At 70.4% G+C, this 26,744-nt stretch carries 22 protein-coding genes and 3 rRNA genes; 20 read left to right on the top strand and 5 right to left on the bottom strand.

The window, feature by feature from the left end; translation table 11 throughout:
- Positions 1-60 precede the first annotated feature (60 nt).
- Positions 61-1,185, top strand: coding sequence for a GAF domain-containing sensor histidine kinase (locus GXW83_RS25185; protein WP_225447545.1), 1,125 nt, complete (start codon positions 61-63; stop codon positions 1,183-1,185).
- A gap of 7 nt (positions 1,186-1,192) precedes the next feature.
- Complete coding sequence (locus GXW83_RS25180) at positions 1,193-1,837, top strand: response regulator transcription factor (RefSeq protein ID WP_182447542.1); 645 nt, start codon at positions 1,193-1,195, stop codon at positions 1,835-1,837.
- 14 nt (positions 1,838-1,851) lie between these two features.
- Here GXW83_RS25180 and GXW83_RS25175 read toward each other — a convergent pair whose 3' ends face one another.
- A complete protein-coding gene (locus tag GXW83_RS25175; RefSeq protein WP_182445364.1) occupies positions 1,852-2,661 on the bottom strand; it encodes a hypothetical protein in 810 nt (269 codons plus the stop codon).
- 140 nt (positions 2,662-2,801) lie between these two features.
- Between GXW83_RS25175 and GXW83_RS25170 the strand changes: the two genes are divergently transcribed.
- From GXW83_RS25170 to GXW83_RS25145, 6 genes are all read left to right on the top strand, one after another.
- On the top strand, positions 2,802-3,593 hold the full coding sequence (locus GXW83_RS25170; protein ID WP_182445363.1) for an ABC transporter ATP-binding protein: 792 nt from the start codon (positions 2,802-2,804) through the stop codon (positions 3,591-3,593).
- A gap of 61 nt (positions 3,594-3,654) precedes the next feature.
- The gene (locus tag GXW83_RS25165) at positions 3,655-4,086 is read left to right on the top strand and encodes an NfeD family protein (RefSeq protein WP_182445362.1); all 432 of its coding nucleotides are present in this window, start codon (positions 3,655-3,657) and stop codon (positions 4,084-4,086) included.
- Positions 4,087-4,155: 69 nt separating this feature from the next.
- Complete coding sequence (locus tag GXW83_RS25160; protein ID WP_182445361.1) at positions 4,156-5,124, top strand: SPFH domain-containing protein; 969 nt, start codon at positions 4,156-4,158, stop codon at positions 5,122-5,124.
- Positions 5,125-5,229: 105 nt separating this feature from the next.
- Positions 5,230-5,988, top strand: coding sequence for a sulfite exporter TauE/SafE family protein (locus tag GXW83_RS25155; RefSeq protein ID WP_182445360.1), 759 nt, complete (start codon positions 5,230-5,232; stop codon positions 5,986-5,988).
- Between the two features lie 48 nt (positions 5,989-6,036).
- Positions 6,037-6,330, top strand: a complete 294-nt coding sequence (locus GXW83_RS25150; RefSeq protein WP_182445359.1) for a 4a-hydroxytetrahydrobiopterin dehydratase — start codon at positions 6,037-6,039, stop codon at positions 6,328-6,330.
- A 118-nt stretch (positions 6,331-6,448) separates the two neighbouring features.
- Complete coding sequence (locus GXW83_RS25145) at positions 6,449-8,593, top strand: PQQ-binding-like beta-propeller repeat protein (protein ID WP_182445358.1); 2,145 nt, start codon at positions 6,449-6,451, stop codon at positions 8,591-8,593.
- Between the two features lie 48 nt (positions 8,594-8,641).
- Here the strand turns inward: GXW83_RS25145 and GXW83_RS25140 are convergent, their stop codons facing one another.
- Positions 8,642-9,142, bottom strand: coding sequence for an HNH endonuclease (locus GXW83_RS25140; protein WP_182445357.1), 501 nt, complete (start codon positions 9,140-9,142; stop codon positions 8,642-8,644).
- Positions 9,143-9,272: 130 nt separating this feature from the next.
- The gene (locus tag GXW83_RS25135; protein WP_182445356.1) at positions 9,273-9,806 is read right to left on the bottom strand and encodes a YbhB/YbcL family Raf kinase inhibitor-like protein; all 534 of its coding nucleotides are present in this window, start codon (positions 9,804-9,806) and stop codon (positions 9,273-9,275) included.
- 173 nt (positions 9,807-9,979) lie between these two features.
- Between GXW83_RS25135 and GXW83_RS25130 the strand changes: the two genes are divergently transcribed.
- From GXW83_RS25130 to GXW83_RS25100, 7 genes are all read left to right on the top strand, one after another.
- Positions 9,980-10,618 (top strand): DNA-3-methyladenine glycosylase, encoded by a 639-nt coding sequence (locus GXW83_RS25130; protein ID WP_182445355.1) that lies wholly within the window; start codon positions 9,980-9,982, stop codon positions 10,616-10,618.
- A gap of 170 nt (positions 10,619-10,788) precedes the next feature.
- Positions 10,789-12,051 (top strand): tyrosine--tRNA ligase, encoded by a 1,263-nt coding sequence (gene tyrS, locus GXW83_RS25125; protein ID WP_182445354.1) that lies wholly within the window; start codon positions 10,789-10,791, stop codon positions 12,049-12,051.
- Between the two features lie 650 nt (positions 12,052-12,701).
- A 16S ribosomal RNA gene (locus GXW83_RS25120) occupies positions 12,702-14,220 on the top strand.
- 312 nt (positions 14,221-14,532) lie between these two features.
- A 23S ribosomal RNA gene (locus GXW83_RS25115) occupies positions 14,533-17,656 on the top strand.
- A 112-nt stretch (positions 17,657-17,768) separates the two neighbouring features.
- Positions 17,769-17,885, top strand: a 5S ribosomal RNA gene (gene rrf, locus GXW83_RS25110).
- The 16S, 23S and 5S rRNA genes sit together here, the layout of an rRNA operon.
- Before the next feature lie 494 nt (positions 17,886-18,379).
- Positions 18,380-19,636 carry a hypothetical protein gene (locus GXW83_RS25105; protein ID WP_370466764.1) on the top strand — a complete coding sequence of 419 codons (1,257 nt, stop codon included), beginning with the start codon at positions 18,380-18,382 and terminating at the stop codon, positions 19,634-19,636.
- A complete protein-coding gene (locus tag GXW83_RS25100) occupies positions 19,636-20,517 on the top strand; it encodes a hypothetical protein (RefSeq protein WP_225447544.1) in 882 nt (293 codons plus the stop codon). The genes GXW83_RS25105 and GXW83_RS25100 overlap by 1 nt, the downstream gene beginning before the upstream one ends.
- Positions 20,518-20,647: 130 nt before the next feature.
- On the opposite strand, the gene GXW83_RS25095 is transcribed toward GXW83_RS25100, so the two are convergent.
- Positions 20,648-21,997 (bottom strand): DUF1015 family protein, encoded by a 1,350-nt coding sequence (locus tag GXW83_RS25095; RefSeq protein WP_182445353.1) that lies wholly within the window; start codon positions 21,995-21,997, stop codon positions 20,648-20,650.
- Positions 21,998-22,062: 65 nt separating this feature from the next.
- Here GXW83_RS25095 and GXW83_RS35140 point away from each other — a divergent pair, with 65 nt between their 5' ends.
- Positions 22,063-22,512, top strand: coding sequence for a tetratricopeptide repeat protein (locus GXW83_RS35140; protein ID WP_182445352.1), 450 nt, complete (start codon positions 22,063-22,065; stop codon positions 22,510-22,512).
- Positions 22,513-22,525: 13 nt separating this feature from the next.
- Complete coding sequence (locus tag GXW83_RS25085) at positions 22,526-23,578, top strand: HAD-IIA family hydrolase (protein ID WP_182445351.1); 1,053 nt, start codon at positions 22,526-22,528, stop codon at positions 23,576-23,578.
- A gap of 65 nt (positions 23,579-23,643) precedes the next feature.
- Here GXW83_RS25085 and GXW83_RS25080 read toward each other — a convergent pair whose 3' ends face one another.
- Positions 23,644-23,991, bottom strand: a complete 348-nt coding sequence (locus GXW83_RS25080) for a sterol-binding protein (protein ID WP_182445350.1) — start codon at positions 23,989-23,991, stop codon at positions 23,644-23,646.
- Positions 23,992-24,171: 180 nt separating this feature from the next.
- Here GXW83_RS25080 and GXW83_RS35135 point away from each other — a divergent pair, with 180 nt between their 5' ends.
- The 3 genes from GXW83_RS35135 (at position 24,172) to GXW83_RS25065 (ending at position 26,679) form a co-directional block, all read left to right on the top strand.
- The gene (locus GXW83_RS35135; protein ID WP_182447752.1) at positions 24,172-25,395 is read left to right on the top strand and encodes a hypothetical protein; all 1,224 of its coding nucleotides are present in this window, start codon (positions 24,172-24,174) and stop codon (positions 25,393-25,395) included.
- Positions 25,388-25,696 (top strand): hypothetical protein, encoded by a 309-nt coding sequence (locus GXW83_RS25070; RefSeq protein ID WP_225447237.1) that lies wholly within the window; start codon positions 25,388-25,390, stop codon positions 25,694-25,696. Before GXW83_RS35135 ends, GXW83_RS25070 begins: the two co-directional genes overlap by 8 nt.
- Positions 25,697-25,866: 170 nt before the next feature.
- Positions 25,867-26,679: a TlyA family RNA methyltransferase gene (locus GXW83_RS25065; RefSeq protein WP_182445348.1), complete on the top strand. Its 813-nt coding sequence runs from the start codon at positions 25,867-25,869 to the stop codon at positions 26,677-26,679.
- Positions 26,680-26,744 lie beyond the last annotated feature (65 nt).

Here is a 26,744-nt window from a genome sequence, read left to right as displayed (position 1 = left end):
GCGCCGCCGGACGGCGCCTGCCTGGGCGGCATCGAGGCGATCAGCGCCGCCGTGCTCGCCATGAGCAAGCACCTGGAGGTGCGCGAGGTGCTGCAGCGCATCGTCACCTCCGCCCGCACCCTGATCGGCGCCCGCTACGCCGCCCTCGGCGTCCCCGACGACACCGGCGGTTTCGCGCAGTTCGTCGTGGATGGCATCAGCGACGAGGAGTGGCGCGCCATCGGCCCGCTGCCCCGGCAGCACGGCATCCTCGCCGTGATGCTGCACGAGGCCACCCCGCAGCGGCTCGGCGACGTCCGCAAGGACCCCCGCTTCGGCGGCTGGCCCGCCGCCCACCCGGAGATGAGCGCCTTCCTCGGCGTCCCGATCGTGGACGAGGAGGAGATCCTCGGCGCGATCTTCCTCGCCGACAAGGAGCCCGCACCCGGCGCCGCCCCGGCCAGCGGCCCCGGTGCCGACCCCGAGCCCGGCTTCACCGCCGAGGACGAGCACCTCCTGCGGATCCTCGCCGCCCACGCCGCCATCGCCCTCACCAACGCCCGGCTCTACGAACGCAGCCGCGAGCTGACCCTGGTCGGCGAGCGCGCCCGGATCGCCCACGAGCTGCACGACGCCGTCTCGCAGAAGCTGTTCTCGCTGCGCCTCACCGCACAGGCCGCCTCCGCGCTGATCGCCCGCGACCCGGACCGGGCCCGCGCCGAGCTGGCCCAGGTCTCCCGGCTGGCCGCCGAGGCCGCCGACGAGCTGCGCAGCGTCGTGGTCGAGCTGCGCCCGGCCGCGCTGGACGAGGACGGCCTGCTGCCGACCCTGAAGTCCCACGTCGAGGTGCTGGACCGGGCCCACAGCGCCGGCGTCAGCTTCCGCCACGACCGGGTGGCCGCGCTGCCGCCCGCGCAGGAGGAGGCGCTGCTGCGGGTCGCCCAGGAGGCCCTGCACAACGCCCTGCGCCACTCCGGCGCGGCGGCCGTCCAGGTCGAGCTGCTGGCCGCCGGACCGGGGCGGGGCGCGCGGCTGCTGGTCCGCGACGACGGCCGCGGCTTCGAGCCGGAGCAGGTCAGACGGGCCGGGAGGCACCTGGGCCTGGTGTCCATGCGGGACCGTGCGGCCGGTGTCGGCGGCACGCTGCGGATCGAGTCGTCCCCCGGCCGGGGGACCGTGGTGGAGCTGGAGGTGCCCGGTGGCTGAGCCCAGGATCGCCGAGACCAGGATCAGGGTGCTGCTCGTCGACGACCACCAGGTGGTCCGCCGCGGCCTGCGGACCTTCCTGGAGGTCCAGGACGACATCGAGGTCGTCGGCGAGGCCGCCGACGGCGCCGAGGGCGTCCGGCTCACCGAGGAGCTGCGCCCGGACGTGGTGCTGATGGATGTGAAGATGCCCGGCACGGACGGCATCGAGGCGCTGCGGATGCTCAAGGAGGCCGGCAACCCGGCCCGGGTGCTGGTGGTCACCAGCTTCACCGAGCACCGCACCCTGGTGCCCGCGCTGCGGGCGGGCGCCGCCGGGTACGTCTACAAGGACGTCGACCCGGAGGCGCTGGCCGGCGCCATCCGCTCGGTCCACGCCGGGCACGTGCTGCTGCAGCCCGAGCTGGCGGGCGCGCTGCTCGCGGACGACCCGGTCCGCCCGCCGCAGGGCCGGGGCGGCACGCTGACCGAGCGCGAGCAGGAGGTCCTCGGGCACATCGCCGACGGCCGCTCCAACCGCGAGATCGCCCGGGCGCTGCACCTCTCCGAGAAGACGGTGAAGACGCACGTGTCCAACATCCTGATGAAGCTCGACCTCGCGGACCGCACCCAGGCCGCGCTCTGGGCCGTCCGCAACGGCGCCGCCCGCTGACCCGGCGGCGGCGCTCAGCGCAGCGTCGGCTCGTCCACCATCGCGTTGTACGCCGCCACCTGCGCCCGCCGGACCGTCCGCCCCAGCGGCCGCAGCGCCTCGTTCCGGGCCGCCATCTCCGCCGCGCTCACCGCCGCCCCCTCGGTCACCGAGGCCAGCGCCAGCAGCGCCGCCACCTGCCGGGCCGACTCCAGCACCCGCACCGCGCGCGGCGGGTAGCCCGGCGCCAGCAACTGCGGCGTCCGGCGCCTGCGGTACGACTCCAGCGCCCGCTGCACCGCCGGGCCGCCCCCGGCGACGTCCAGCCGCAGCATCGCCGCCGTCGCCTCCCGCAGGCCCTCGGCCAGCTCCCGCTCGGCGTCCCGCAGCTGCGGCACGTCCGCCGGGACGCCCTCGTTCACCGGCTGCGCGTGCCACACCACCCGGGTCAGGCTGTCGCCGCTGGACCCGTGCACCACCGCCTCCGGCACCAGCCCCAGCGGCGGGCCGCCGACGGTCAGCACCGCCTCACCGGCCTCCAGCGCGTGCTGGTTGAAGGAGGCGGGCCCGGTCAGCCCCAGCGGATGCCCCGGTACCGGCCGCGCCAGCCGCAGCCCGCTCACCCCCAGCGCCCGCAGCCGCCCCAGCGCCAGCGTCAGCCCGGCGCCCTCCGCGCCCGCCACGCCCCGCACGGTGTGGCTGTCGTCCGCCGCCCGGACCGCCTCGGCCGCGTCGTCGGGCGAGGCAGCGCCGCCGAGCACGGCATTGCCCCAGGCGACCAACCGGCCGGATCTGGGTTCGTCGAATACGTCATCAGGACGGCCTGCGCCGGGGATCTCCACCATGAGGCCAAGCCTACGAAGAAGTCGGACAGCCGGGTGGCGTAGGTTTTCCCTGTGCCGTCCGCAGTGCTGCCACCCGTGCCGTGCTCGTGACGCCCGATAGACGACAAAAATCGTACTCTGCATTGGGGAAGGCGTACGCAATGAGCGACGTGCTCGAGCTGGTGGACGTATCCGTGGTCCGGGACGGCCGCGCGCTGGTGGAGCAGGTGTCCTGGGCGGTCGCCGAGGGCGAGCGCTGGGTGATCCTCGGACCCAACGGCGCCGGCAAGACCACCCTCCTCCAGGTCGCCTCCTCCTACCTCTTCCCCTCCACCGGCACCGCCGCCATCCTCGGCGACAAGCTCGGCGGGGTGGACGTCTTCGAGCTGCGCCCGCGGATCGGCCTGGCCGGCGCCGCCATGGCCGACAAGCTGCCGCGTCGGCAGACCGTGCTGGAGACCGTCCTCACCGCCGCCTACGGCATGACCGCGCACTGGCGCGAGCAGTACGAGCAGACCGACGAGTCCCGCGCGCTGCTGCTGCTCGACCTGCTCGGCATGGCCGACTACACCACCCGCCGCTTCGGCACCCTCTCCGAGGGCGAGCGCAAGCGCACCCTGATCGCCCGCGCCCTGATGACCGACCCCGAGCTGCTGCTGCTGGACGAGCCCGCGGCCGGACTGGACCTCGGCGGCCGCGAGGACCTGGTCCGCCGGCTGGGCGCGCTGGCCCGCGACCCGCAGGCCCCCGCCATGGTGATGGTCACCCACCACGTCGAGGAGATCCCGCCGGGCTTCACCCACGTGCTGATGATCCGCCAGGGCAAGGTGCTGGCGGCCGGTCCGCTCGCGGACACCCTCACCCCGCGCAACCTCTCCCTGTGCTTCGGGCTCCCGCTGACCCTGGAGCACCACGACGACCGCTGGTCCGCTCGCGGACTCCCTTTGCGCTAGCCGCTGTTACTCGGGACGACCTGGGGAAACCCCTCTCCGGGCGCACCGTTGCGCGCATACGATGGGATGCGTGGAGAACTGGATGTGGTGGCTGATCGTCGGGGCGGCGCTGGGCGTCCCCCTGGTGGTCACAGCGCTGCCTGAGTTCGGCATGTTCGCGGTCGGGGCGGCTGCCGCGGCACTGACGGATGCTCTCGGCGGGGGCACGGTCGCGCAGTTCGTGGTCTTCCTCGTGGTCTCCGTCGCGCTGCTGGTCTTCGTCCGCCCTGTCGCCCTGCGCCATCTGCGGCAGGGCCCCGGGGTGCGGATGGGCATGGACGCCCTCACCGGCGCCTCCGCACTCGTCCTGGAACAGGTCGACGAGCACGACGGCCGGATCAAGCTGCAGGGCGAGGTCTGGTCGGCGCGCTCGTACGAGCCCGGGCAGGTCTTCGCCCCCGGCCAACAGGTCAGCGTCGCCCGGATCGACGGCGCGACAGCGCTGATCCTCTGACGCAGGCGCGCCACCCGTCACAACGGCCGCCCCGGAAGGCGGCCGAGGAACCGCAACGAGGGAGTCCTTGTGCAACCCGTGATCATCGTCCTGATCATCCTGGTCGTGCTGGCGTTCATCGCACTGATCAAGACCATCCAGGTGATCCCGCAGGCGAGCGCGGCGATCGTGGAGCGCTTCGGCCGCTACACCCGCACCCTCAACGCGGGCCTCAACATCGTGGTGCCCTTCATAGACACCATCCGCAACCGGATCGACCTGCGCGAACAGGTGGTGCCCTTCCCGCCGCAGCCGGTGATCACCCAGGACAACCTGGTGGTGAACATCGACACCGTCATCTACTACCAGGTCACCGACGCCCGCGCGGCCACCTACGAGGTCGCCAGCTACATCCAGGCCATCGAGCAGTTGACCGTCACCACGCTCCGCAACATCATCGGCTCCATGGACCTGGAGTCCACCCTCACCTCCCGCGAGACCATCAACGCCGGGCTGCGCGGCGTGCTGGACGAGGCCACCGGCAAGTGGGGCATCCGCGTCAACCGGGTGGAGCTCAAGGCCATCGAGCCGCCCACCTCCATCCAGGACTCGATGGAGAAGCAGATGCGCGCCGACCGGGACAAGCGCGCCGCGATCCTCACCGCCGAGGGCGCCCGGCAGGCGTCCATCCTCACCGCCGAGGGCCAGAAGCAGGCCGAGGTGCTCCGCGCCGAGGGTGAGGCGCAGGCCGCGGTGCTCCGCGCGGACGGTGAGGCGGCGGCGATCCGGACCGTCTTCGAGGCCATCCACGAGGGCGACGCCGACCAGAAGCTGCTGGCCTACCAGTACCTGCAGACCCTGCCGGAGATCGCCAAGGGCGACTCCAACAAGCTGTGGATCATCCCCAGCGAGGTCGGCGACGCGCTCAAGGGCCTCGGCGGGGCCTTCACCGGCCTCGCCCCCAAGGGCGCCGCCCCCGCGCCCGCGCCGGTGGACGCCAACGGCTCCGCGCTGCGGATGGACAAGCGCCGCGAGTACCCGGAGCTCGACCCCGAGTAGCCGCCCGGCGGTTCCGGTCCCGGATGGCGGACCCGACGCCCCTTCGACCCGACCGGTCGTGCATGATCTGATCTGCACACCAACCGAGAGCGAAGGGGCACGGCCATGTCACCGTGGGAGGCAGTGGGCGTCTTTGCGGCGGGCATCGGCGCCGGGGCCATCAACGCCGTCGTCGGCTCCGGCACCCTGATCACCTTCCCGGTACTGCTGGCCGTCGGGCTGCCCCCGGTCACCGCCAACGTCTCCAACACCCTCGGGCTGGTCCCCGGCTCGCTCAGCGGCGCCTACGGCTACCGCGCCGAACTGGGCGGCCAGCGGGACCGGTTGATCCGCCTGGGCACCGCCTCGCTGTTCGGCGGGATCCTCGGCGCGGTGCTGCTGCTGATCCTGCCCGCCGACGCCTTCCAGGCCATCGTCCCCGTCCTCATCGGCATCGCGCTGCTGCTGGTCGTCCTCCAGCCCTGGCTGGCCAAGGTGGTCGCCGCCCGGCGCACCGGCCCGGCCCGGGCCGAGGGCGGCATCGCGCTGATCCTCGGCGTCTTCGCCAGCGGCGTCTACGGCGGATACTTCGGCGCGGCCCAGGGCGTCCTGCTGCTGGGGCTGATGGGCCTGCTGCTCGCCGACGACCTGCAGCGGATCAACGCCACCAAGAACATCCTGGCGATGATCGTCAACGGGGTCGCCGCCGTGGTCTTCCTCATCGACGGCCGGATCGACTGGACCGCCGCCGGGCTGATCGCCGGGGGCTCCGTCATCGGCGGCCAGATCGGCTCCCGGGTGGGCCGACGGCTCCCTCCGGTGGCCCTACGCGCCATCATCGTCGTCGTGGGTCTCGCAGCCATCGTCAAACTTCTGCTTGGCTGACCGGAGGGGCCCGACCGGGGCCCGCCCGAGCCCGACAGGAGCGCGCACATGAGCGGACGACTCAGCGACGAGCAGATCACCGGCGGCCTGGAGCACCACCCGGCCTGGCACCGCGAGGGCGACACCCTCAAGCGGGTGGTGGAGGCCGACGACTTCCCGACGGCCATCCGGATCGTGGTCGCCGTCGCCGACATCGCCGAGTCCATGGACCACCACCCCGACATCGACATCCGCTGGCGCACCCTGCACTTCGCCCTCAGCACCCACTCGGCGGGCGGCATCACCCAGCTCGACCTCGACCTGGCCGCCCACATCGACGCCGTCGCCGACTCCCGGTTGTGACCTGCGCGACGGACCAATGCGGACGATGTGTGAGGAACCCCCCGGAGCGGACGGTGAGCCACGGCAACCGTGAGATGCTGGCTGGCGAATCGTGAAGCCGGCGGGAGCAGACGGAGCCATGGACAGCGAACCCGACTACGGTCAGTACTGGGGGCCTGACGGCCAGTCGGCGCAGGGCCACGCCCAGCCGCAACCCGGTTTCGAGCAGCCCGGGCACGGGCAGTCCGGCTACGAACAGCCGGGCTACGGCCAGTCCGACCACGGGCAGCCGCAGGGCGCCCCGCAGCCGGACTACGGGCACGCCGACTACGGGAACGCGGACTACGGCCACGCCGACTACGGGCAGCAGCACCTCGACCACGGCCAGGCCGGGTACGGTCGGCAGCAGGGCGGGCACGGCGGCTATCCGCAGCAGGCCGGGTACCCGCAGGACGGCGACTACCAGCACCAGCCCGGATACCCGCAGTCGTACGACTACTCCGGCTACCAGGGCTACCCCGAGCAGCAGCAGTACGACGCCTCGGCCGGGCACGGCCACACCGCCCCGGCCGAGGCGGACGGCCAGCCCGGGCAGCACGACCCGCACGCCCCGAACGACCCGCACGGCAGCTCCGGCCACCCCGGGCACCCCGGCACCTCCGCCCAGGAGCAGGCGTCCGAATCCACCGCGGCCTGGTCCGCGACCGAGATGTACCAGGCGGCCTTCGCCGCAGGCGCCCCCACCGGGGCTCCCGGGGCGTCCGGCGCCGAGGCCGCCGCCGACGGGCCGTCACCCTCCGGCGCCCCCGGCGGCTCCGGCCGCCGCTCCGACCGGCGGTCCGGGCGCGACCAGGGCGCCGCCGGGGCGGGCGCGGCGCCCGCCGCCGACGGACCGCTCCTCTCCCGGCTGCTGGCTGCGGCCACCGGCCGCGCGCCCGGCACCGACCGCAAGACCTTCGCCGTGCGCGCCGTCCTCGGCGCCGCCGCCCTGGTCGTCCTCGGCGCGGCCGGCTTCGCGGTCGCGGGCGGCGGCTCCGGCAGCAGTTCCGCCAAGCCGTCCGGCGCCGCCGCGCCCTCGGTCGATCTCGCCTCCGCGCACACCAAGGCCTGGTCCGCACCGGCCGACGCCGGATCGGCCAACGGCAACGACGGCCTCATAGGCTCCTGGCTGCTCGCCTCGGCGGTGGTCCGCGGCGACGGCATGGGCGTCACGGCGTACTCCGCCGCCAGCGGCAGCAAGCTCTGGACGGTCGCCCCGCCCACTGCGGGCGCGGTGCCCTGCGCCATGTCGTCCACGGTCGGCTCCACCGGCGTGGGCGCAGTGCTGTTCCAGGCCAAGCCGGGCAGCGGGCAGGCGTGTTCGCTGCTGGTGGCCGTGAACACCGCCACCGGCCAGGCCAAGTGGACCGCCACGGCCGCCACCGCGACCGCCGGCCCACCGGCGTCGGTGATGGTCAACGACACCCAGGTCGACGTCGTGGGCGCGTCCGGCGCGGTCGGCTACGCCGCCGCCACCGGCAAGCAGGACTGGACCTACGCCGGACCGGGCAAGTACTGCGTCCTCGGCGGCAACGGGACGGCCGGCACCCTGCTGCTGCAGAGCGTCTGCGCCGACACCACCCCCAAGCAGCAGGTGGTGGCGCTGGACGCGGGCACCGGCAAGCTCAGCTGGTGGCGCGGCCTGCCCGCGACGGCGGCCTCCTACACGGTGCTGTCGGCGACCCCGGCCGTGGTGTCCGTCCACATGGCGGACCCGACCAAGGACACGCTGATGTCCTTCAGCGCCCAGGGCGACAGCCAGGCGACCATCCCGGTCGCCCAGGTCGGGGGCAGGCTGGACGCCGTCCACGGCAGCTTCGACGCCGATCCGGCGCTGTTCTTCCAGGGCAGCACCATGCTCGCCGAGCTCAGCCCGACCGCCGCCGGCTCCGGCGCCTCGGCCGCGCCCGCCGGCTCCGGCGTGGTCACCGCCTTCGACCTGGCCACCGGCAAGCAGGTGTGGCAGACCGCGCCCGCCGAGAAGGGCCAGTCCGCCCTGGTCGGCGTGGACGCCTCGGGGGCCGTGGTGGCCACCGAGGAGCGCCTCGGCCAGCCCGCCCGGCTCAGCCACTTCGACCTGGCCACCGGCAAGGAGTCGCCCGGCGGCGCCTTCCCGCAGGCCACCGGCTCGCTGCTGACCGCCGGCCGGGTCCTCTACCAGGGCAACCTGGTGGTCGTCGTCCCGCAGTTCACCAGCACCTACGCCACCTCGGCCACCGCGTACTCGATCGGCAGCGGCGGCTGAGGCGGCCGTCGGCCCGGACCCCGGTACCGGGCCGACGGCACGCCCGCCTCACGCCGGCACCGCCAGCCAGTCCGGCAGGTCGTCCCGCTCCGCGCCGAGCGCCAGCATCAGCGTCGCCTCCGGCGTCGGCTCGAACGGCGTGAACAGCAGGGCCATCCCGGCCTGGTCCGGGGTGCGGTCCGCCTTCCGGTGGTTGCAGCCGGAGCAGGCCGCGACCGTGTTCAGCCAGGTGTCCAGGCCGCCGCGGGACCGGGGCTGCACATGGTCGATGGTGGTGCCGCGCCGCCCGCAGTACGCGCACCTGTGCCCGTCCCGCACCAGCACCCCGCGCCGCGACCACGGCGCCCGTTGTCGGAACGGCACCCGGACGTACCGGCGCAGTCTGATCACCCGGGGCACCGGCAGCTCCACCGAGGCCGCGCGTATCCGGTACACCGGGTGCGCGTGCTCGACCAGAGCCTTGTCCTGCAGCACCAGCACCACGGCGCGTTGCAACGACACCGCCGCCAGCGGCTCGTAGCCCGCATTCAGAACCAGTGCACTGCGCATCCCGACCACCTCCGCAGACCGCGACCGCCCCCACGGCGGTGATCCCACTGTGAGGGCCGTGCGGTCCGCAGACAACGCAATTTCCGGTGACCAAATGCACTGTCCGGGTGGCCGGTGGATGGCCGGTGGATTACGAGCGCTGCTCGTACTCCGCGATCACCTGGGCCCGCCCCAGCGCGTGGAAGCGCAGGTTGAAGCCGATGACGGCGGGGGTGGCGTCGCTATCCGGCCCGAGCTTCTCCTGATCCACGGCGTAGACGGTGAACACGTAGCGGTGCGGGCCGTCTCCGGGCGGCGGCGCGGCCCCGCCGTAGTCCCGCGTCCCGTAGTCGTTGCGGACGTGTACGGCCCCGCGCGGCAGCCCCTTGAAGTCGCCGCTCCCGGCGCCGGTGGGCAGCTCGGTGACGTCGGCCGGGATGTCGAACACCACCCAGTGCCAGAACCCGCTGCCGGTCGGCGCGTCCGGGTCGAAGCAGCTCACGGCGTAGCTCTTGGTCCCGACCGGCGCGCCGGACCAGCTCAGCTGCGGCGACAGGTTGTCCGCGGCGAAGGTGTGCGCCTGCGGCAGGGTCGCGCCGGGGACGAAGTCCGTGCTGGTCACCTCGAACGCGGGAACGGGCGGATGGTACTCGTGCGGGAGCGGCCGCCGCTGGGATTCCGACACTTCGTCAACCTCCGGTATGAGGGGCGTTTTCGCCGACCACACTAACCCTGCCGGGCATTCCCCCCGTGGCACCCCGGGGGCGGCGATTCCACTACCCTCGAAGGCTGCCGTCAGCTGGAACCGCCAGCAGTCCCGTGGCAGTCGCGTAGAACGCGTAGAAGGGGAGCAGGAGCATGACCCGCGTCGGAGAGCTGGTGCCGCGCGCGTTCCTCGCGCGCCGGGCCCACCTGGTCGCCCCGGAGCTGCTGGGCCTGGTCCTGGTCCGCCGCGAGCCGGAGGGCACCATCGCCCTGCGCATCACCGAAGTGGAGGCGTACGAGGGCGCGATCGACCCGGCCTCGCACGGCTACCGCGGCCCGACCCCGCGCAACGCCACCATGTTCGGCCCCGCGGGCCACCTGTACGTGTACTGGATCTACGGGATGCACCACGCCGCCAACATCGTCTGCGGCACGGTCGGCGAATCCCAGGCCGTACTGATCCGGGCGGGCGAGGTGATCGAGGGCCAGGAGCTGGCACTCGCCCGGCGGCCGACCGCCAAGCACCCGCACGAGCTGGCCAAGGGGCCGGGCCGGCTCGCCCTGTCCCTGGGCTTCGACCGCAGCCTGGACGGGACTGACGTCTGCGCGCCCGATACGCCGGTCAGCATCCACCAGGGCGAGCCCTGCCCGCCGGACGCCGTCCGCAGCGGGCCCCGGACCGGCGTCTCCCAGGGGCACGAGACGCCGTGGCGGTTCTGGGTGGCCGACGACCGCACGGTCAGCGACTACCGCCGGCACGTCCCGCGCAAGCGCCGCAAGCCGACCGGCTGACCCGGCCCGATCCGCTGACCCGGCCCGCCGCCGCGCCGCCGGACGGATCAGCGCGGACGGGGTGATCCGGCCCGCGCCGCAATGAAGTGGCCTCCACCCCGTACCCTCGGACACGCTGAGCACATCCGCCGGTGGCTTTCCCCGGCGTGGATCTAAGGAGAAGCGAGATCGTGACGGACATCGTCGACGAGCTGAAGTGGCGCGGGCTGATCGCCCTGTCCACCGACGAGGACGCACTGCGCAAGGCATTCGCGGACGGTCCGGTCACGTTCTATTGCGGCTTCGATCCCACGGCCCCCAGCCTGCACATGGGCAACCTGGTGCAGCTGCTCACCATGCGCCGCATCCAGGACGCGGGGAACTTCCCGCTGCCCCTGGCCGGCGGCGCCACCGGGCTGATCGGCGATCCGCGCCCCACCTCCGAGCGCACCCTGAACGACCCGGAGACGGTCGCTGCCTGGGCGACCCGCTTCCGGACCCAGTTCGAGCGCTTCCTCGACTTCGAGGGCCCGTACGCGGCCCGTATCGTCAACAACCTGGACTGGACGTCGGGCCTGTCGGCGATCAGCCTGCTGCGCGACATCGGCAAGTACTTCCGGGTCAACAACATGATCGCCAAGGAGGCCGTCGCCCGGCGGCTCAACTCCGATGCGGGCATCAGCTACACCGAGTTCAGCTACCAGGTGCTGCAGGGCATGGACTACCTGGAGCTGAACCGCCGGTACGGCTGCACCCTGCAGACCGGCGGCAGCGACCAGTGGGGCAACCTCACCGCGGGCACCGACCTGATCCGCAAGGCGGACGGCAAGTCCGTGCACGCCCTGGGCACACCACTGATCACCAAGGCGGACGGCACCAAGTTCGGCAAGACCGAGACCGGGACGGTCTGGCTCGACCCCGAACTCACCACCCCGTACGCCTTCTACCAGTTCTGGCTCAACTCCGACGACCGGGACGTGGCCAACTACCTGCGTATCTTCACCTTCCGCAGCAAGGAGGAGATCGAGGAGCTGGAGCGGCTCACCGTGGAACAGCCGGCGGCGCGCGCCGCGCAGCGCGCGCTGGCGGAGGACGTCACCACGCTGGTGCACGGCGAGGAGCAGCTGGCCCGCGCCGTCGCGGCCTCCAAGGCGCTGTTCGGCCAGGGCGACCTGGCGGACCTGGACGCACCGACGCTGGGGGCTGCCGTCGCCGAGCTGCCGAACGCCAAGATCGACCAACTCGGCCTGATCGTCGACATGTTCGCCGCGACCGGGCTGGTCGCCAGCAAGTCGGCCGCCCGCCGCGCGATCAAGGAGGGCGGCGCCTACCTCAACAACGCCAAGGTCACCGACGAGGAGGCGGTGCCTACCGCAGCCGACCTGCTGCACGGCCGCTGGCTGCTGCTGCGCCGGGGCAAGCGCAGCCTCGCCGCCGTCGAACTGACGGGCTGACGGCTGCTGCGCTGGTCAGCGGGCCTGCTGGCTCTGGCGTCGAACGTCCGTGGTAGGGATCCCAAAAGATCTTCGCCACGGATGTTTGACGTTGCGCGCGGGACCGTCTAGTGTTGAGCGAGTCGCTTGATTCGGGTTGTTGCGACGTACGGGGCATCGCCTCGCCGCATCAACCCTCACGTGGCCAGACACTGCAGAAGCCTCTTCACTCAACCAATCTGATCCGCTCGACATCGATATTGTGTCTCGATTGTCGGGGGTCTCTTTTTGGCGTGCGAATAGGTGACCGATTTTCGGGCCTCCGAAATTTGCGGTAACGTAGTGCCGGTCGCCGAGCGACAACCCCGCTCCGGCGGGGAGCGGAAAGATTACGACCGGTTCGCCGGTGGAAATCGGATCTGCTAGGCTCGACAACGAAGAACGAAGTGCCCGGAGAGACCGGTGAAAGGGTCTTGAAGGAAGCGTCCGTTCCTTGAGAACTCAACAGCGTGCCAAAAGTCAACGCCAGATATGTTGATACCCCGTCCATTTTTGGACGTGGTTCCTTTGATGCACAAAACACTAGCGAGGACGCAGTGCACGAGGTCGGCTGTTCCGCTGACTGTCGTGCCGCTCTTTCGCGGGTGTGCTCCGGTTATATCCGGAATACATTCACGGAGAGTTTGATCCTGGCTCAGGACGAACGCTGGCGGCGTGCTTAACACATGCAAGTCGAACGGTGAAGCCCTTCGGGGTGGATCAGTGGCGAACGGGTGAGTAACACGTGGGCAACCTGCCCCAGATTCTGGGACAACACCGGGAAACCGGTGCTAATACCGGATACGACGCATCTCCGCATGGGGTGTGCGTGGAAAGCTCCGGCGATCTGGGATGGGCCCGCGGCCTATCAGCTTGTTGGTGGGGTGATGGCCTACCAAGGCGACGACGGGTAGCCGGCCTGAGAGGGCGACCGGCCACACTGGGACTGAGACACGGCCCAGACTCCTACGGGAGGCAGCAGTGGGGAATATTGCACAATGGGCGAAAGCCTGATGCAGCGACGCCGCGTGAGGGATGACGGCCTTCGGGTTGTAAACCTCTTTCAGCAGGGAAGAAGCGCAAGTGACGGTACCTGCAGAAGAAGCACCGGCTAACTACGTGCCAGCAGCCGCGGTAATACGTAGGGTGCGAGCGTTGTCCGGAATTATTGGGCGTAAAGAGCTCGTAGGCGGCTTGTCGCGTCGGATGTGAAAGCCCGGGGCTTAACTCCGGGTCTGCATTCGATACGGGCAGGCTAGAGTGTGGTAGGGGAGATCGGAATTCCTGGTGTAGCGGTGAAATGCGCAGATATCAGGAGGAACACCGGTGGCGAAGGCGGATCTCTGGGCCATTACTGACGCTGAGGAGCGAAAGCGTGGGGAGCGAACAGGATTAGATACCCTGGTAGTCCACGCCGTAAACGTTGGGAACTAGGTGTGGGTCACATTCCACGTGGTCCGCGCCGCAGCTAACGCATTAAGTTCCCCGCCTGGGGAGTACGGCCGCAAGGCTAAAACTCAAAGGAATTGACGGGGGCCCGCACAAGCAGCGGAGCATGTGGCTTAATTCGACGCAACGCGAAGAACCTTACCAAGGCTTGACATATACCGGAAACGGCCAGAGATGGTCGCCCCCTTGTGGTCGGTATACAGGTGGTGCATGGTTGTCGTCAGCTCGTGTCGTGAGATGTTGGGTTAAGTCCCGCAACGAGCGCAACCCTCGTTCTGTGTTGCCAGCGGGTTATGCCGGGGACTCACAGGAGACTGCCGGGGTCAACTCGGAGGAAGGTGGGGACGACGTCAAATCATCATGCCCCTTATGTCTTGGGCTGCACACGTGCTACAATGGCCGGTACAATGAGCTGCGATACCGCGAGGTGGAGCGAATCTCAAAAAGCCGGTCTCAGTTCGGATTGGGGTCTGCAACTCGACCCCATGAAGTCGGAGTTGCTAGTAATCGCAGATCAGCATTGCTGCGGTGAATACGTTCCCGGGCCTTGTACACACCGCCCGTCACGTCACGAAAGTCGGTAACACCCGAAGCCGGTGGCCTAACCCGCAAGGGAAGGAGCTGTCGAAGGTGGGACCAGCGATTGGGACGAAGTCGTAACAAGGTAGCCGTACCGGAAGGTGCGGCTGGATCACCTCCTTTCTAAGGAGCACTTCTTACCGCCTCTCGGCGGTCAAGGGGCCAGTTCATCGGCGAATGTCCGGTGCTGGTTGCTCATGGGTGGAACGTTGACTATTCGGCACGATCGGCTTGTCGCCGCTAGTACTGCATCTTTCGGGGTGCGTGGAACGCGGGGTCGGGTGGATCGGGTCGGGCACGTTGTTGGGTCCTGAGGGCACGGCCGCAAGGCTGGTCTTCAGCGCCGGCCCCAGTGAACTCTGTGAGCGTGTGCTCGTGGGGGTGATGGGTGGCTGGTCGTTGCTTGAGAACTGCACAGTGGACGCGAGCATCTGTGGCCAAGTTTTTAAGGGCGCACGGTGGATGCCTTGGCACTAGGAACCGATGAAGGACGTGGGAGGCCACGATAGGCCCCGGGGAGCTGTCAACCGAGCTTTGATCCGGGGGTGTCCGAATGGGGAAACCCGGCAGTCGTCATGGGCTGTCACCCGCTGCTGAACACATAGGCAGTGTGGAGGGAACGCGGGGAAGTGAAACATCTCAGTACCCGCAGGAAGAGAAAACAACCGTGATTCCGAGAGTAGTGGCGAGCGAAATCGGATGAGGCTAAACCGTTGTGGTGTGAGACCCGGCAGGGGTTGCCACTTCGGGGTCGTGGGAGAATTCTTGACCGGTCTGCCGGCCGGTCGGAGAGTCAGAAACCGTATGGGTAGTCGAAGGACATGCGAAAGGTCCGGCGTAGAGGGTAAGACCCCCGTAGACGAAACCTGTGCGGCTCTCTTGAGTTTTTCCCAAGTAGCACGGATCCCGTGAAACTCCGTGTGAATCTGGCGGGACCACCCGCTAAGCCTAAATATTCCCTAGTGACCGATAGCGGACAGTACCGTGAGGGAATGGTGAAAAGTACCGCGGGAGCGGAGTGAAATAGTACCTGAAACCGTGTGCCTACAAGCCGTGGGAGCGTCGCCAGCGTCACTTGTGATGACTGGTCGTGACTGCGTGCCTTTTGAAGAATGAGCCTGCGAGTTTGCGGTGTGTTGCGAGGTTAACCCGTGTGGGGTAGCCGTAGCGAAAGCGAGTCCGAATAGGGCGACATAGTAGCGCGCCCAAGACCCGAAGCGGAGTGATCTAGCCATGGGCAGGTTGAAGCGCGGGTAAGACCGTGTGGAGGACCGAACCCACCAGGGTTGAAAACCTGGGGGATGACCTGTGGTTAGGGGTGAAAGGCCAATCAAACTCCGTGATAGCTGGTTCTCCCCGAAATGCATTTAGGTGCAGCGTCGTGTGTTTCTTGCCGGAGGTAGAGCACTGGATAGGCGATGGGCCCCACCGGGTTACTGACCTTAGCCAAACTCCGAATGCCGGTAAGTGAGAGCGCGGCAGTGAGACTGTGGGGGATAAGCTCCATGGTCGAGAGGGAAACAGCCCAGAACACCGGCTAAGGCCCCTAAGCGTGTGCTAAGTGGGAAAGGATGTGGAGTCGCAGAGACAACCAGGAGGTTGGCTTAGAAGCAGCCACCCTTTAAAGAGTGCGTAATAGCTCACTGGTCAAGTGATTCCGCGCCGACAATGTAGCGGGGCTCAAGTACACCGCCGAAGCCGTGTCATTGCAGTATCAACCCCTAACGGGGGCTGTGATGGGTAGGGGAGCGTCGTGTGCCGGGTGAAGCGGCGGCGGAAGCCAGTCGTGGACGGTATACGAGTGAGAATGCAGGCATGAGTAGCGATACAAGAGTGGGAAACTCTTGCGCCGATTGACCAAGGGTTCCTGGGTCAAGCTGATCTGCCCAGGGTAAGTCGGGACCTAAGGCGAGGCCGACAGGCGTAGTCGATGGACAACGGGTTGATATTCCCGTACCCGCTTTGAAGCGCCAACGTCGAACCCGGTAATGCTAAGCCCGTGAAGCCGTCCCGGAGTCTTCGGACAAAGGGAAGTGGTGGAGCCGGTGAACCGAGCTGGTAGTAGGTGAGCGATGGGGTGACGCAGGAAGGTAGTCCAGCCCGGGCGGTGGTTGTCCCGGGGTAAGGGTGTAGGACGAACGGTAGGCAAATCCGCCGTTCACATAGTCTGAGACCTGATGCCGAGCCGATTGTGGTGAAGTGGATGATCCTATGCTGTCGAGAAAAGCCTCTAGCGAGTTTCATGGCGGCCCGTACCCCAAACCGACTCAGGTGGTCAGGTAGAGAATACCGAGGCGTTCGGGTGAACTATGGTTAAGGAACTCGGCAAAATGCCCCCGTAACTTCGGGAGAAGGGGGCCGGTTGTGGTGATGGGGTTTACCTCCGGAGCTGTGGCCGGCCGCAGAGACCAGCGAGAAGCGACTGTTTACTAAAAACACAGGTCCGTGCGAAGCCGTAAGGCGATGTATACGGACTGACGCCTGCCCGGTGCTGGAACGTTAAGGGGACCGGTTAGCTGCGCTTCGGTGTGGCGAGGCTGAGAACTTAAGCGCCAGTAAACGGCGGTGGTAACTATAACCATCCTAAGGTAGCGAAATTCCTTGTCGGGTAAGTTCCGACCTGCACGAATGGCGTAACGACTTCTCGACTGTCTCAACCATAGGCCCGGTGAAATTGCATTACGAGTAAAGATGCTCGTTTCGCGCAGCAGGACGGAAAGACCCCGGGACCTTTACTATAGCTTGATATTGGTGTTCGGTTCGGCTTGTGTAGGATAGGTGGGAGACTGTGAAGCGGCCACGCCAGTGGTTGTGGAGTCGTCGTTGAAATACCACTCTGGTCGTGCTGGATGTCTAACCTGGGTCCGTGATCCGGATCAGGGACAGTGTCTGGTGGGTAGTTTAACTGGGGCGGTTGCCTCCTAAAATGTAACGGAGGCGCCCAAAGGTTCCCTCAGCCTGGTTGGCAATCAGGTGTTGAGTGTAAGTGCACAAGGGAGCTTGACTGTGAGACCGACGGGTCGAGCAGGTGCGAAAGCAGGGACTAGTGATCCGGCGGTGGCTTGTGGAAGCGCCGTCGCTCAACGGATAAAAGGTACCCCGGGGATAACAGGCTGATCTTCCCCAAGAGTCCATATCGACGGGATGGTTTGGCACCTCGATGTCGGCTCGTCGCATCCTGGGGCTGGAGTAGGTCCCAAGGGTTGGGCTGTTCGCCCATTAAAGCGGTACGCGAGCTGGGTTTAGAACGTCGTGAGACAGTTCGGTCCCTATCCGCTGCGCGCGCAGGAGTCTTGAGAAGGGCTGTCCCTAGTACGAGAGGACCGGGACGGACGAACCTCTGGTGTGCCAGTTGTCCTGCCAAGGGCATGGCTGGTTGGCTACGTTCGGGAGGGATAACCGCTGAAAGCATCTAAGCGGGAAGCCTGCTTCGAGATGAGGACTCCCACCACCATCGAGTGGGTAAGGCTCCCAGTAGACGACTGGGTTGATAGGCCGGGTGTGGAAGCCCTGTGAGGGGTGGAGCTGACCGGTACTAATAGGCCGAGGGCTTGTCCATAGTTGCTACGCGTCCACTGTACAGTTCCCGGGTTGCGAACAGCCCCGGTGACAGTGCCACATCTGTGGCACATCACAATTGAAGAGAGTGTTCGCTGAACACCCGATAGGGTTTCGGTGGTCATAGCGTGAGGGAAACGCCCGGTTACATTCCGAACCCGGAAGCTAAGCCTCTCAGCGCCGATGGTACTGCAAGGGGGACCTTGTGGGAGAGTAGGACACCGCCGAACAATCATTCAGAGCCGCGGCCCCAGCGATGTGCTGGGGCCGCGGCTTTTTGTGTTTGCGTGGACTGATGTGCCCGTGGCATGTCACCCGTACGCGCCAGTTGGCGGAGTGCGGGACAATGGAGTGGTGGTGATCGTGCCCGCATGGCCGACACCCCGGATGTTTCAGTGATCAGAAGGAGTCGAGTCAATGTCGAACCCCCCTCAGGGCCGCCCAGAGCGCCGTTCGGGCGACGGATCGCAGGGTGCTGGGGGCGGCGCTGGTCGGCGTGACTCCCGTGGTGGCGGCTACAGCCGCGACGACCGGCCGCGTCGGGACGACCGTCCCAACAGCGGCGGCGCCGGCTACCGCCGCGACGACCGCCCCTCCAGCGGCAGCTACAACCGCGACGACCGCCCGCGCAGCGGCGGCGGCTTCAACCGGGACGACCGTCCGAGCAGCGGTGGTGGCGGTTACCGTCGGGACGACCGCTCCTCCAGCGGTGGCGGCTTCAGTCGTGACGACCGCCCGCGTAGCGGTGGCTTCAACCGCGATGACCGTGGTCCCCGTCGGGACGACCGTCCCTCCGGTGGCGGCTTCAACCGCGACGACCGCCCGCGCAGTGGTGGCTTCAACCGCGACGACCGTGGCCCGCGCCGCGACGACCGCCCCTCCGGTGGCGGCTTCAACCGCGATGACCGTCCCCGTAGCGGCGGATTCAACCGCGATGACCGTGGCCCGCGCCGCGACGACCGCCCGAGCAGCGGTGGCGGGTACAACCGTGACGACCGTGGTCCCCGTCGGGACGACCGTCCCTCCGGTGGCGGCTACAACCGCGACGACCGCCCGCGCAGTGGTGGCTTCAACCGCGATGACCGTGGTCCCCGTCGGGACGACCGTCCCTCCGGTGGCGGCTTCAACCGCGATGACCGCCCGCGTAGCGGTGCGTTCAACCGCGATGACCGTGGCCCGCGCCGGGACGACCGCCCCAGCAGCAGTGGTGGCGGCTACCGTCGGGACGACCGGCCGAGCGGTGGCAGCTTCAACCGCGACGACCGCCCGCGCAGTGGTGGCTTCAACCGGGACGACCGTGGTCCGCGTCGGGACGACCGCCCGAGCGGCGGCGGCGGCTTCAACCGCGATGACCGTCCCCGTAGCGGCGGCTTCAACCGCGATGACCGTGGTCCGCGTCGGGACGACCGCCCGAGCGGCGGCGGCGGCTTCAACCGTGATGACCGTCCCCGTAGCGTTGGGTTCAACCGGGATGACCGTGGTCCGCGCCGGGACGACCGCCCCAGCAGCAGTGGTGGCGGCTACCGTCGGGACGACCGGCCGAGCGGTGGCAGCTTCAACCGCGACGACCGCCCGCGCAGTGGTGGCTTCAACCGGGACGACCGTGGTCCGCGTCGGGACGACCGCCCGAGCGGCGGCGGCGGCTACAACCGCGATGACCGTCCCCGTAGCGGCGGGTTCAACCGCGATGACCGTGGTCCGCGCCGCGACGACCGCCCCAGCAGCAGTGGCGGCGGCTACCGTCGGGACGACCGTCCCTCCGGTGGCGGCTACAACCGCGACGACCGCCCGCGCAGTGGTGGCTTCAACCGGGACGACCGTGGTCCGCGCCGGGACGACCGCCCGAGCAGCGGCGGCAGCTACAACCGCGACGACCGCGGTGGGTACGGCGACGATCGGCGGAGTGAGCCGGTTCGCCGGCTGCCGGTCGACGAGGACGTCACGGGCCAGGAGATCGACGCTGATGTTCGTCAGGAGCTGATGAGCCTGCCGAAGACCCTTGCCGAGGACGTCGCCAAGAACCTCGTCATGGTCGCCCGGCTGCTCGACAGCGAGCCGGAGGAGGCGTACGCCTACTCGCGCGTCGCGCTGCGGCTGGCGTCCCGCGTCGCCGCGGTCCGCGAGGCGGCCGGGTTCGCGTCCTACGTGACCGAGCGCTACTCGGAGGCGCTGACCGAGTTCCGTGCCTCGCGCCGGATGACCGGATCGGCCGAGCTGTGGCCGGTCATGGCCGACTGCGAGCGCGGGCTGGGACGCCCCGAGCGCGCGCTGGAGATGGCGGGCGCGCCCGAGGTCAAGCAGCTGGACAAGGCCGGACAGATCGAGATGCGTCTCGTGGCCGCCGGCGCCCGCAGCGACATGGAGCAGTTCGACGCGGCCGTGGTCACGCTCGAGTGCTCCGAGCTGGGCTCGCACTCGGTGCAGCCGTGGACGGCCCGGCTGCGCTACGCCTACGCCGACGCGCTCATCGGCGCCGGCCGCGCCGACGAGGCCCGCGACTGGTTCGCCAAGGCCGCCGAGGCCGACCAGAACGGCTCGACCAACGCCGCCGAGCGCCTCGCCGAGATCGACGGCATCGAGTTCGTCGACACGCTCGACCCGGACGTCGAGGTCGACGACGACGCCCAGGAGGACGCGGCCAAGCAGGCCAAGGTCAAGGCCGAGGGCGACGCGGACCTTCAGGACGCGATCGACGCGGACGACGAGGACGACCACGAGGACGGCGACGACGCCGAGTTCGCGTCCGGCGGCGGCGAGGACTACTACGACGACGATGAGGAAGAGGACGAGGAGGAGGGCTTCACCGCCCCGTCCACCTCTCCCTTCCTGGAGCCCGATGCCGAGCGCGAGCCGCGCGCCTGACCTCGGCTGATCAGGCTGATCACCGGTGCTGAGCACGCCGGAGCCGTATGCGGCTGTGGCCCGCACCTGGGAGACCGGGTGCGGGCCACAGCTGTTTTCCCGGCCGGATCAAGGCCGGATCAGGGCCGGATCAGCCCAGCAGCAGGCTGCGCAGGACCAGGCCGGTGGCGGGCTTCGGCCCGAAGGAGGTCGACTTCCGGGGCATGGTGACGCCCTGCTCCGCCAGCCGCCGCACGACGCCCTCGGCCACCGGGTGCAGCAGCACCGCCGTCCCGCCGCTGGACCGGGCCTCGCGGACGGCGGCGGCGGTGTCGTGGACGTAGCCGATGTGCTCGGGGGCGTCGGGGACGTTCCAGACCCGGTCGAGCAGGATGGCGTGCAGGACGGTGGCGTCCAGCCGGCGGTACTCCTCGGGGCGGTCGGCCGGGACGGCCGCGTCCACGGTGGCCTTGTCGGGGCCGGTGAGCAGCCGGAACCGGCCGTCGCCGGCCAGTACGAAGGCGTTGAGCCCGGCGGCCTTGGCGGCCTGCAGGGCGTTCATGGCCGCCTCCTGGGTCCGGCCGGGCTCGGTGACCGTCCAGGCGTCGCCGAGCGGCGTCAGCGCGGCGAGGGCCTGCTCCGGCGGGAGCTGGTGCAAGACCCGGTGGATGGCGCGCACCCGCAGCGGGTAGCGGGCGGTGTCCACCAGCAGGACCAGGCCCCGGTCCCAGGGGCTGTGGGCCAGGTAGCGGTGCTCGCGCTGGAGGCGCAGGTACATGGCCCAGCGGTGGTGTCCGTCGGCGATCAGGGCCCGGCAGGTGGCGAGGTCCTTGGAGACGGTGGCGAGGTCGCGCTGTGCGGTCACCGACCACAGCCGGTGGGTGGTGCCGTCGCTGGTGGTGGTGGTCAGCAGCGGCGGCTGTTCGGCGGTGCGCTCGATGACGGCGGCGGCGCTGCCGTCGCCCCGGTAGGTGAGCAGGATGGGTTCCAGGTTGGCCTTGGTGGTGCGCATCAGGCCGACGCGGTCGGCGACCGGGCGCGGCATGACGTCCTCGTGCGGCAGCACCACCCCGGCCTGCGGGCCGCTGACGGCCAGGGCGCCGATCAGGCCGCGCTGCAACGTCCCGCCGTCCTCGTCCGGGCTGCGCTGCTCGTAGACGTACAGCGCGGGGGCCGGGTCGGCGGCGAGGACGCCGCTGCGCTGCCAGGCGGCCAGCAGGGCGGCGGCGCGGCGGTAGCCGCTCTCGGCGGTGGGCTCCGGGCGGGGCAGGATCAGGCGTACGACGTTGTGCGGGTCGCCGGTCTCCAGCCGGACCCGGCCGTCGGCGTCGACCACGTCGTAGGGCGGTGAGGTGACCGCCGCCAGCGAGCTGACGCGGCCGGGGTCGTAGCGCAGCCCCCGGAAGGGCGCGAGTGACAGCCCGGCTGCGGCCACCCGGCCCGCGTCGCCGTATCGGGATTCTCCTGCGTCGTCTGCACTGACTGCGCTCACCCTGGGCATGTTAATCGGGTATGCCGGGTTGACTGATCATCGGTTGGCGACCGGTTGACGGAGAGGGGTCGCAGATGTGGGAACGGGCACGCTACGACGAGGGCGCTCCGAGCGGCGACGTGTACGAATGGTTCAGGCGGGGCAGCGAGCTGCTGGCGGGCGGGCATCCGAGCGCCGCCGTGCAGCTGCTGGTGCGGGCGGCGGAGGCCGAACCCGGCTCGACGGCGATCCGGGAGACGCTGGCGCGGGCGCAGTTCGACGCGGGGTCGTACGCGGCGGCGCTGGAGAACTTCCGGGCGGTGGCGCAGTCCGACCCGTCGGACGACTACGCGCAGTTCGGCTGGGGGCTGGCGGCGGCCCGGACGGGGGATTTCGAGGAGTCGGCGGTGCACCTGGCGCTGGCGGTGGCGATGCGTCCCGAGCTGAAGCACTACCGGGCGGCGCTGCGGCAGACACGGGCGACCTTGAAGGCCCGGGCCGGGGGGTTCGGTACGGTCAGGGGTATGCACGACCAGGACGAGTAGAGAGATCGGACTCATGCCAGACCTTCCCGACCTTCCCGCGTCGCAGGACCAGCAGTCGGACGGCCCGCTTCCGCTGAGCCGGAAGTACGACACCGCCCTGCTCGACCTGGACGGCGTGGTGTACGCCGGTGCCAAGGCCATCGACCACGCCGTGGACTCGCTGGCGCAGGCCCGGGAGGACGGGATGGGGCTGGCGTACGTCACCAACAACGCCTCCCGGACACCGGACGCGGTCGCGGAGCACCTCTCCGAGCTGGGCGTCCCGGCCGAGCCCACGGACGTGATCACCTCGGCGCAGGCGGCGGCGCGGCTGGTCGCGGACCGGGTGCCGCCGGGCTCGGCGGTGCTGGTGGTCGGCGGCGAGGGCCTGGTCGAGGCGCTGCGCGAGCGCGGCCTGAAGCCGGTGCGCTCACTGGACGACGAGCCCCGGGCGGTGGCCCAGGGCTACCACCCGACGGTCGGCTGGGAGCAGCTGGCCGAGGCCTCGTACGCGGTCGCGCGGGGGCTGCCGTGGGTGGCGTCCAACACGGACCTGACCATCCCCACCGCGCGCGGCACCGCCCCGGGCAACGGGACGCTGGTCGCGGCGGTGCGCGCGGCCACCGGGGTGGACCCGGAGGTCGCGGGCAAGCCGCTGCCGCCGATGCACCGGGAGACGATCATCCGGACCGGCGCCAAGCACCCGCTGGTGGTCGGTGACCGGCTGGACACCGACATCGAGGGCGCGTTCAACGGCGGCGTCGACAGCCTGCTGGTCTTCACCGGGGTCAGCAAGCCCGAGGAGCTGCCGACCGCCCCGCCGCAGCAGCGGCCGACCTACCTGGCGGCGGACCTGCGCGGGCTGCTGCGGGCGCATCCGGAGCTCGTCCGCGACGACGACGCCTCGTACCGCTGCGGCGGCTGGACGGCGACCGTGCACGACGGCGTGCTGAGCCTCGGCGAGGCGCGCGGCGACGACCCCTACGACGGGCTGCGGGCGCTGTGCGCGGCGGTCTGGGAGGTGGCGGACTCGACCCGGGGCGACGCGCCCAGCTGGGGCAAGGCGCTGAGCGAGCTGGGTCTCTGAGCTGCTCCGGGCTCGGCGCGGGCCTCGGGTTCGGAGCGGCTTCGGGCTCGGAGCCCGCTCCGGGCTCAGAGCAGTTTGCGCAGCTGCAGCAGGTCGCGGATGCCGGCCTCGAGCTTGACCCGTCCGGACGCCCAGGCCGAGGCGAAGTTCAGCGTGCCGCCGACCAGGGCCACCAGGTCGTCGCCCTTCATGGCGAGCCGGATCTGGGCCCGCTCGGCGGGCTTGCCGGGAGCCTGGGTGATGTCCTGGATGCTGCCGTCCCGGAGGCGTCCGGAGAAGGTCAGGTCGAGGTCGGTGATCCAGCAGCTCAGCGAGCGGTCCATGGCGGCGGCGGTGCGGACGTCGCCCTGCGCCTTGCCGAGGTTCTCGCTGAGCTGGGTCAGTGCCGCCCGGCACTCGGCGGGGTTGGCCATGGCGCGGTGTGCTCCTGTTGCTGGGGCGGGACGTGCTGGGACGGGCCTTGCTGCCTGCCGACGCTACCGCAGCGTCGGCACCGGGCGCGGATACCGGGCGGGGCACGGTGAAGCGGTAGCGTCATTGTGGGACGGTCCCACGGGACGACGGTACGACGGGATGCGGAGAGGGAGGGCCGGATGCGCGACATGCTGCGTGACTACCTCAAGCTGGCGGTCGGCGCCGCGGAGGAGCTGGCGGGGGAGGTCCGGGCACGCCTGCCCGAACCCGTCCAGTCGCTCGCAGAGGAGGTCGTGTCGGCCGGACGGACCAATTCCGAACTGCTGATCGGCCTGTTCCGCTCCGAGGCGGAGAAGGCGTGGAGCCGGATCGGCGACGGGATGGTCCAGGTCGGCGTCGTGCTGGAGTTCCTGGAGCAGCAGGTACGGCACCTCCAGGGCGGCGCGGACGACGAGCGGCCGGACGCGGAGGGCGGGCGCGCGGCCGAGGCCGAGGCGGACACGTCGGAGGGGGAGGCGCCGGCCGGAGCTCCCCGGGCGGAGCAGGCGTTCCCGGCTCCGGCCCGGCGTCCCGCCCCGCGCCCGGTGCGGGTGGTCGTGGACGAGGACGCCGACGCGGGTGCGGCGGAGGCCGCAGCGGCGGCAGCGGCCCGGCGCCGGGCCGCCGTCCCGGGGATGCGGAAGGTCGCTGCCAAGAAGGCGCCCGGCGCCCCGGCGGCTGCGGCTGCGCCTGCCCCTGCAGCGACGCCGCCCGCTCCGGCCAAGAAGGTCCCCACCGCCAAGAAGGCGGCCCCGGCGGCGAAGAAGGCTCCCGCCAAGAAGGCCCCGGCGAAGCCCGCAACCCACCCGGCCGAGCCGCCCGCCGCCGCGAAGAAGGCCCCCGCCAAGAAGCCTCCCGCGAGGCAGAACCCGTCCGCGCAGCCGTCCGCTCCCACGCCCGCCACGCTTGCGCCTGCGCCCGCTCCGGCGAAGAAGGCCCCGGCCAAGAAGACCGCTGCTGCGCAGGCTGCCGCCGCGCCTGCCCCTGCTCCCGCGAGGCAGACCCCGTCCGCGCAGCCGTCCGCCCCCACGGCTGCCGCGCCCGTGCCTGCCCCCGCTCCGGCGGCCCCGGCCAAGAAGCCCTCGGCGACGCAGGCTTCCGCGCCTGCGCCTGCGCCTGCCAAGCGGGCCCCGTCCGCGCAGCCGTCCGCTCCCACGCCCGCCACGCTTGCGCCTGTGCCCGCTCCGGCGAAGAAGGCCCCGGCCAAGAAGACCTCGGCCGGGCAGGCTGCGCCTGCGTCCGTTCCGGCGAAGAAGGCTCCGGGCAGGAAGACGGCTGTGGCGGGCGCTGCCGGTGGGGGCGCTCCGGCGAAGAAGACGGCGGCGCGCAAGAGCGCCTCCCGGAAGCCCGACGCCGGTGAGTGAGGCGACGCCGGTGTCCGCGTCCGCGCCGGTCCCGGCTCCGCCGCCGAGGCCGGGGACGCCGGTCCCCGGCCCTCCGGGTGCGGGCCCGGGCCTCGCCGCCGGGCCGCCGCCGAGGCTCGGGCCACCCCTGGTCGCCGACGCGCCCGGCGCCGCCGAGACCGGGCATGCGGCGGTGGATGCCGCGCTGGCGCGGCTGGACGGGCTGGCCGAGGTGCCGACCGAGGCGCACGCCGCGCTGTTCGAGGGCGTGCACGAGCAGCTGCGGCAGACCCTGGCCGCGCTGGACCAGCCCCGGCCCTAGGCCCTCGCCTCCGCGGAACTTGCCGGGCTCCCGCGCCGCCGGGCAGGATCGCCGGAACGCACCGGCGGGCCGTCCCCGTACGGACCACGTACGACCCCGCGCGGGGACGATCGCGTCCGGCACGCCTTTCCCCTCTCCGCCCGCACCACCCATCAGGAGCTGAACCGCACGTGGCAGTCGCACGACGCCGTCTGGACGCCGAACTGGTCCGCCGCAATCTGGCCCGCTCGCGGGAGCACGCCAGCGAGCTGATCGCCGCCGGGCGGGTGAGTGTCGGGGGCGCGACGGCGACCAAGCCCGCCACGCAGGTGGAGACCTCGGCGGCGGTGGTGGTCGCCAAGGACGACAACGACCCCGACTACGTGTCCCGGGGCGGGCACAAGCTGGCGGGCGCGCTGGCGGTGTTCGTGCCGCAGGGGCTGGCGGTCGAGGGGCGGCGCTGCCTGGACGCGGGCGCGTCCACCGGCGGGTTCACGGACGTCCTGCTGCGCGCCGGGGTGTCCGGGGTGCTGGCGGTGGACGTCGGCTACGGGCAGCTGGCCTGGTCGCTGCAGAGCGACGAGCGGGTGACGGTGATGGACCGCACCAACGTCCGGGAGCTGTCGCTGGAGCAGATCGGCGGGGTTCCGGTGGATCTGGTGGTGAGCGACCTGTCGTTCATCCCGCTGGGCCTGGTGCTGCCCGCCCTCGCGGCCTGCACCGCGCCCGACGGCGACCTGGTGCTGATGGTGAAGCCGCAGTTCGAGGTGGGCAAGGAGCGGCTCGGCAGCGGCGGGGTGGTGCGCAGCCCGCAGCTGCGGCTGGAGATGATCGAGAAGGTGGCGGGGCAGGGCGCGGCACTGGGCCTGGGGGTGCGCGGGGTGACGGCGAGCCCGCTGCCGGGGCCGTCCGGGAACGTCGAGTACTTCCTCTGGTTCCGCCGGGACGCCGATCCGCTGGACCCCGCGGACGCGAGTCGAGCGGTTTCCGAGGGCCCGCAGTAGCCAACCGGTAGGGTCGGATTCCGTCGTCTTTCAGCGCTCGCTACGAGGGGGAGGCGCGGCCGGAT

The sequence above is a fragment of the Streptacidiphilus sp. PB12-B1b genome (genome assembly GCF_014084125.1).
Lineage (GTDB): Bacteria > Actinomycetota > Actinomycetes > Streptomycetales > Streptomycetaceae > Streptacidiphilus.
Note: the sequence above shows the minus strand (reverse complement) of the source record. Positions and strands in the feature narration are given on the sequence as shown.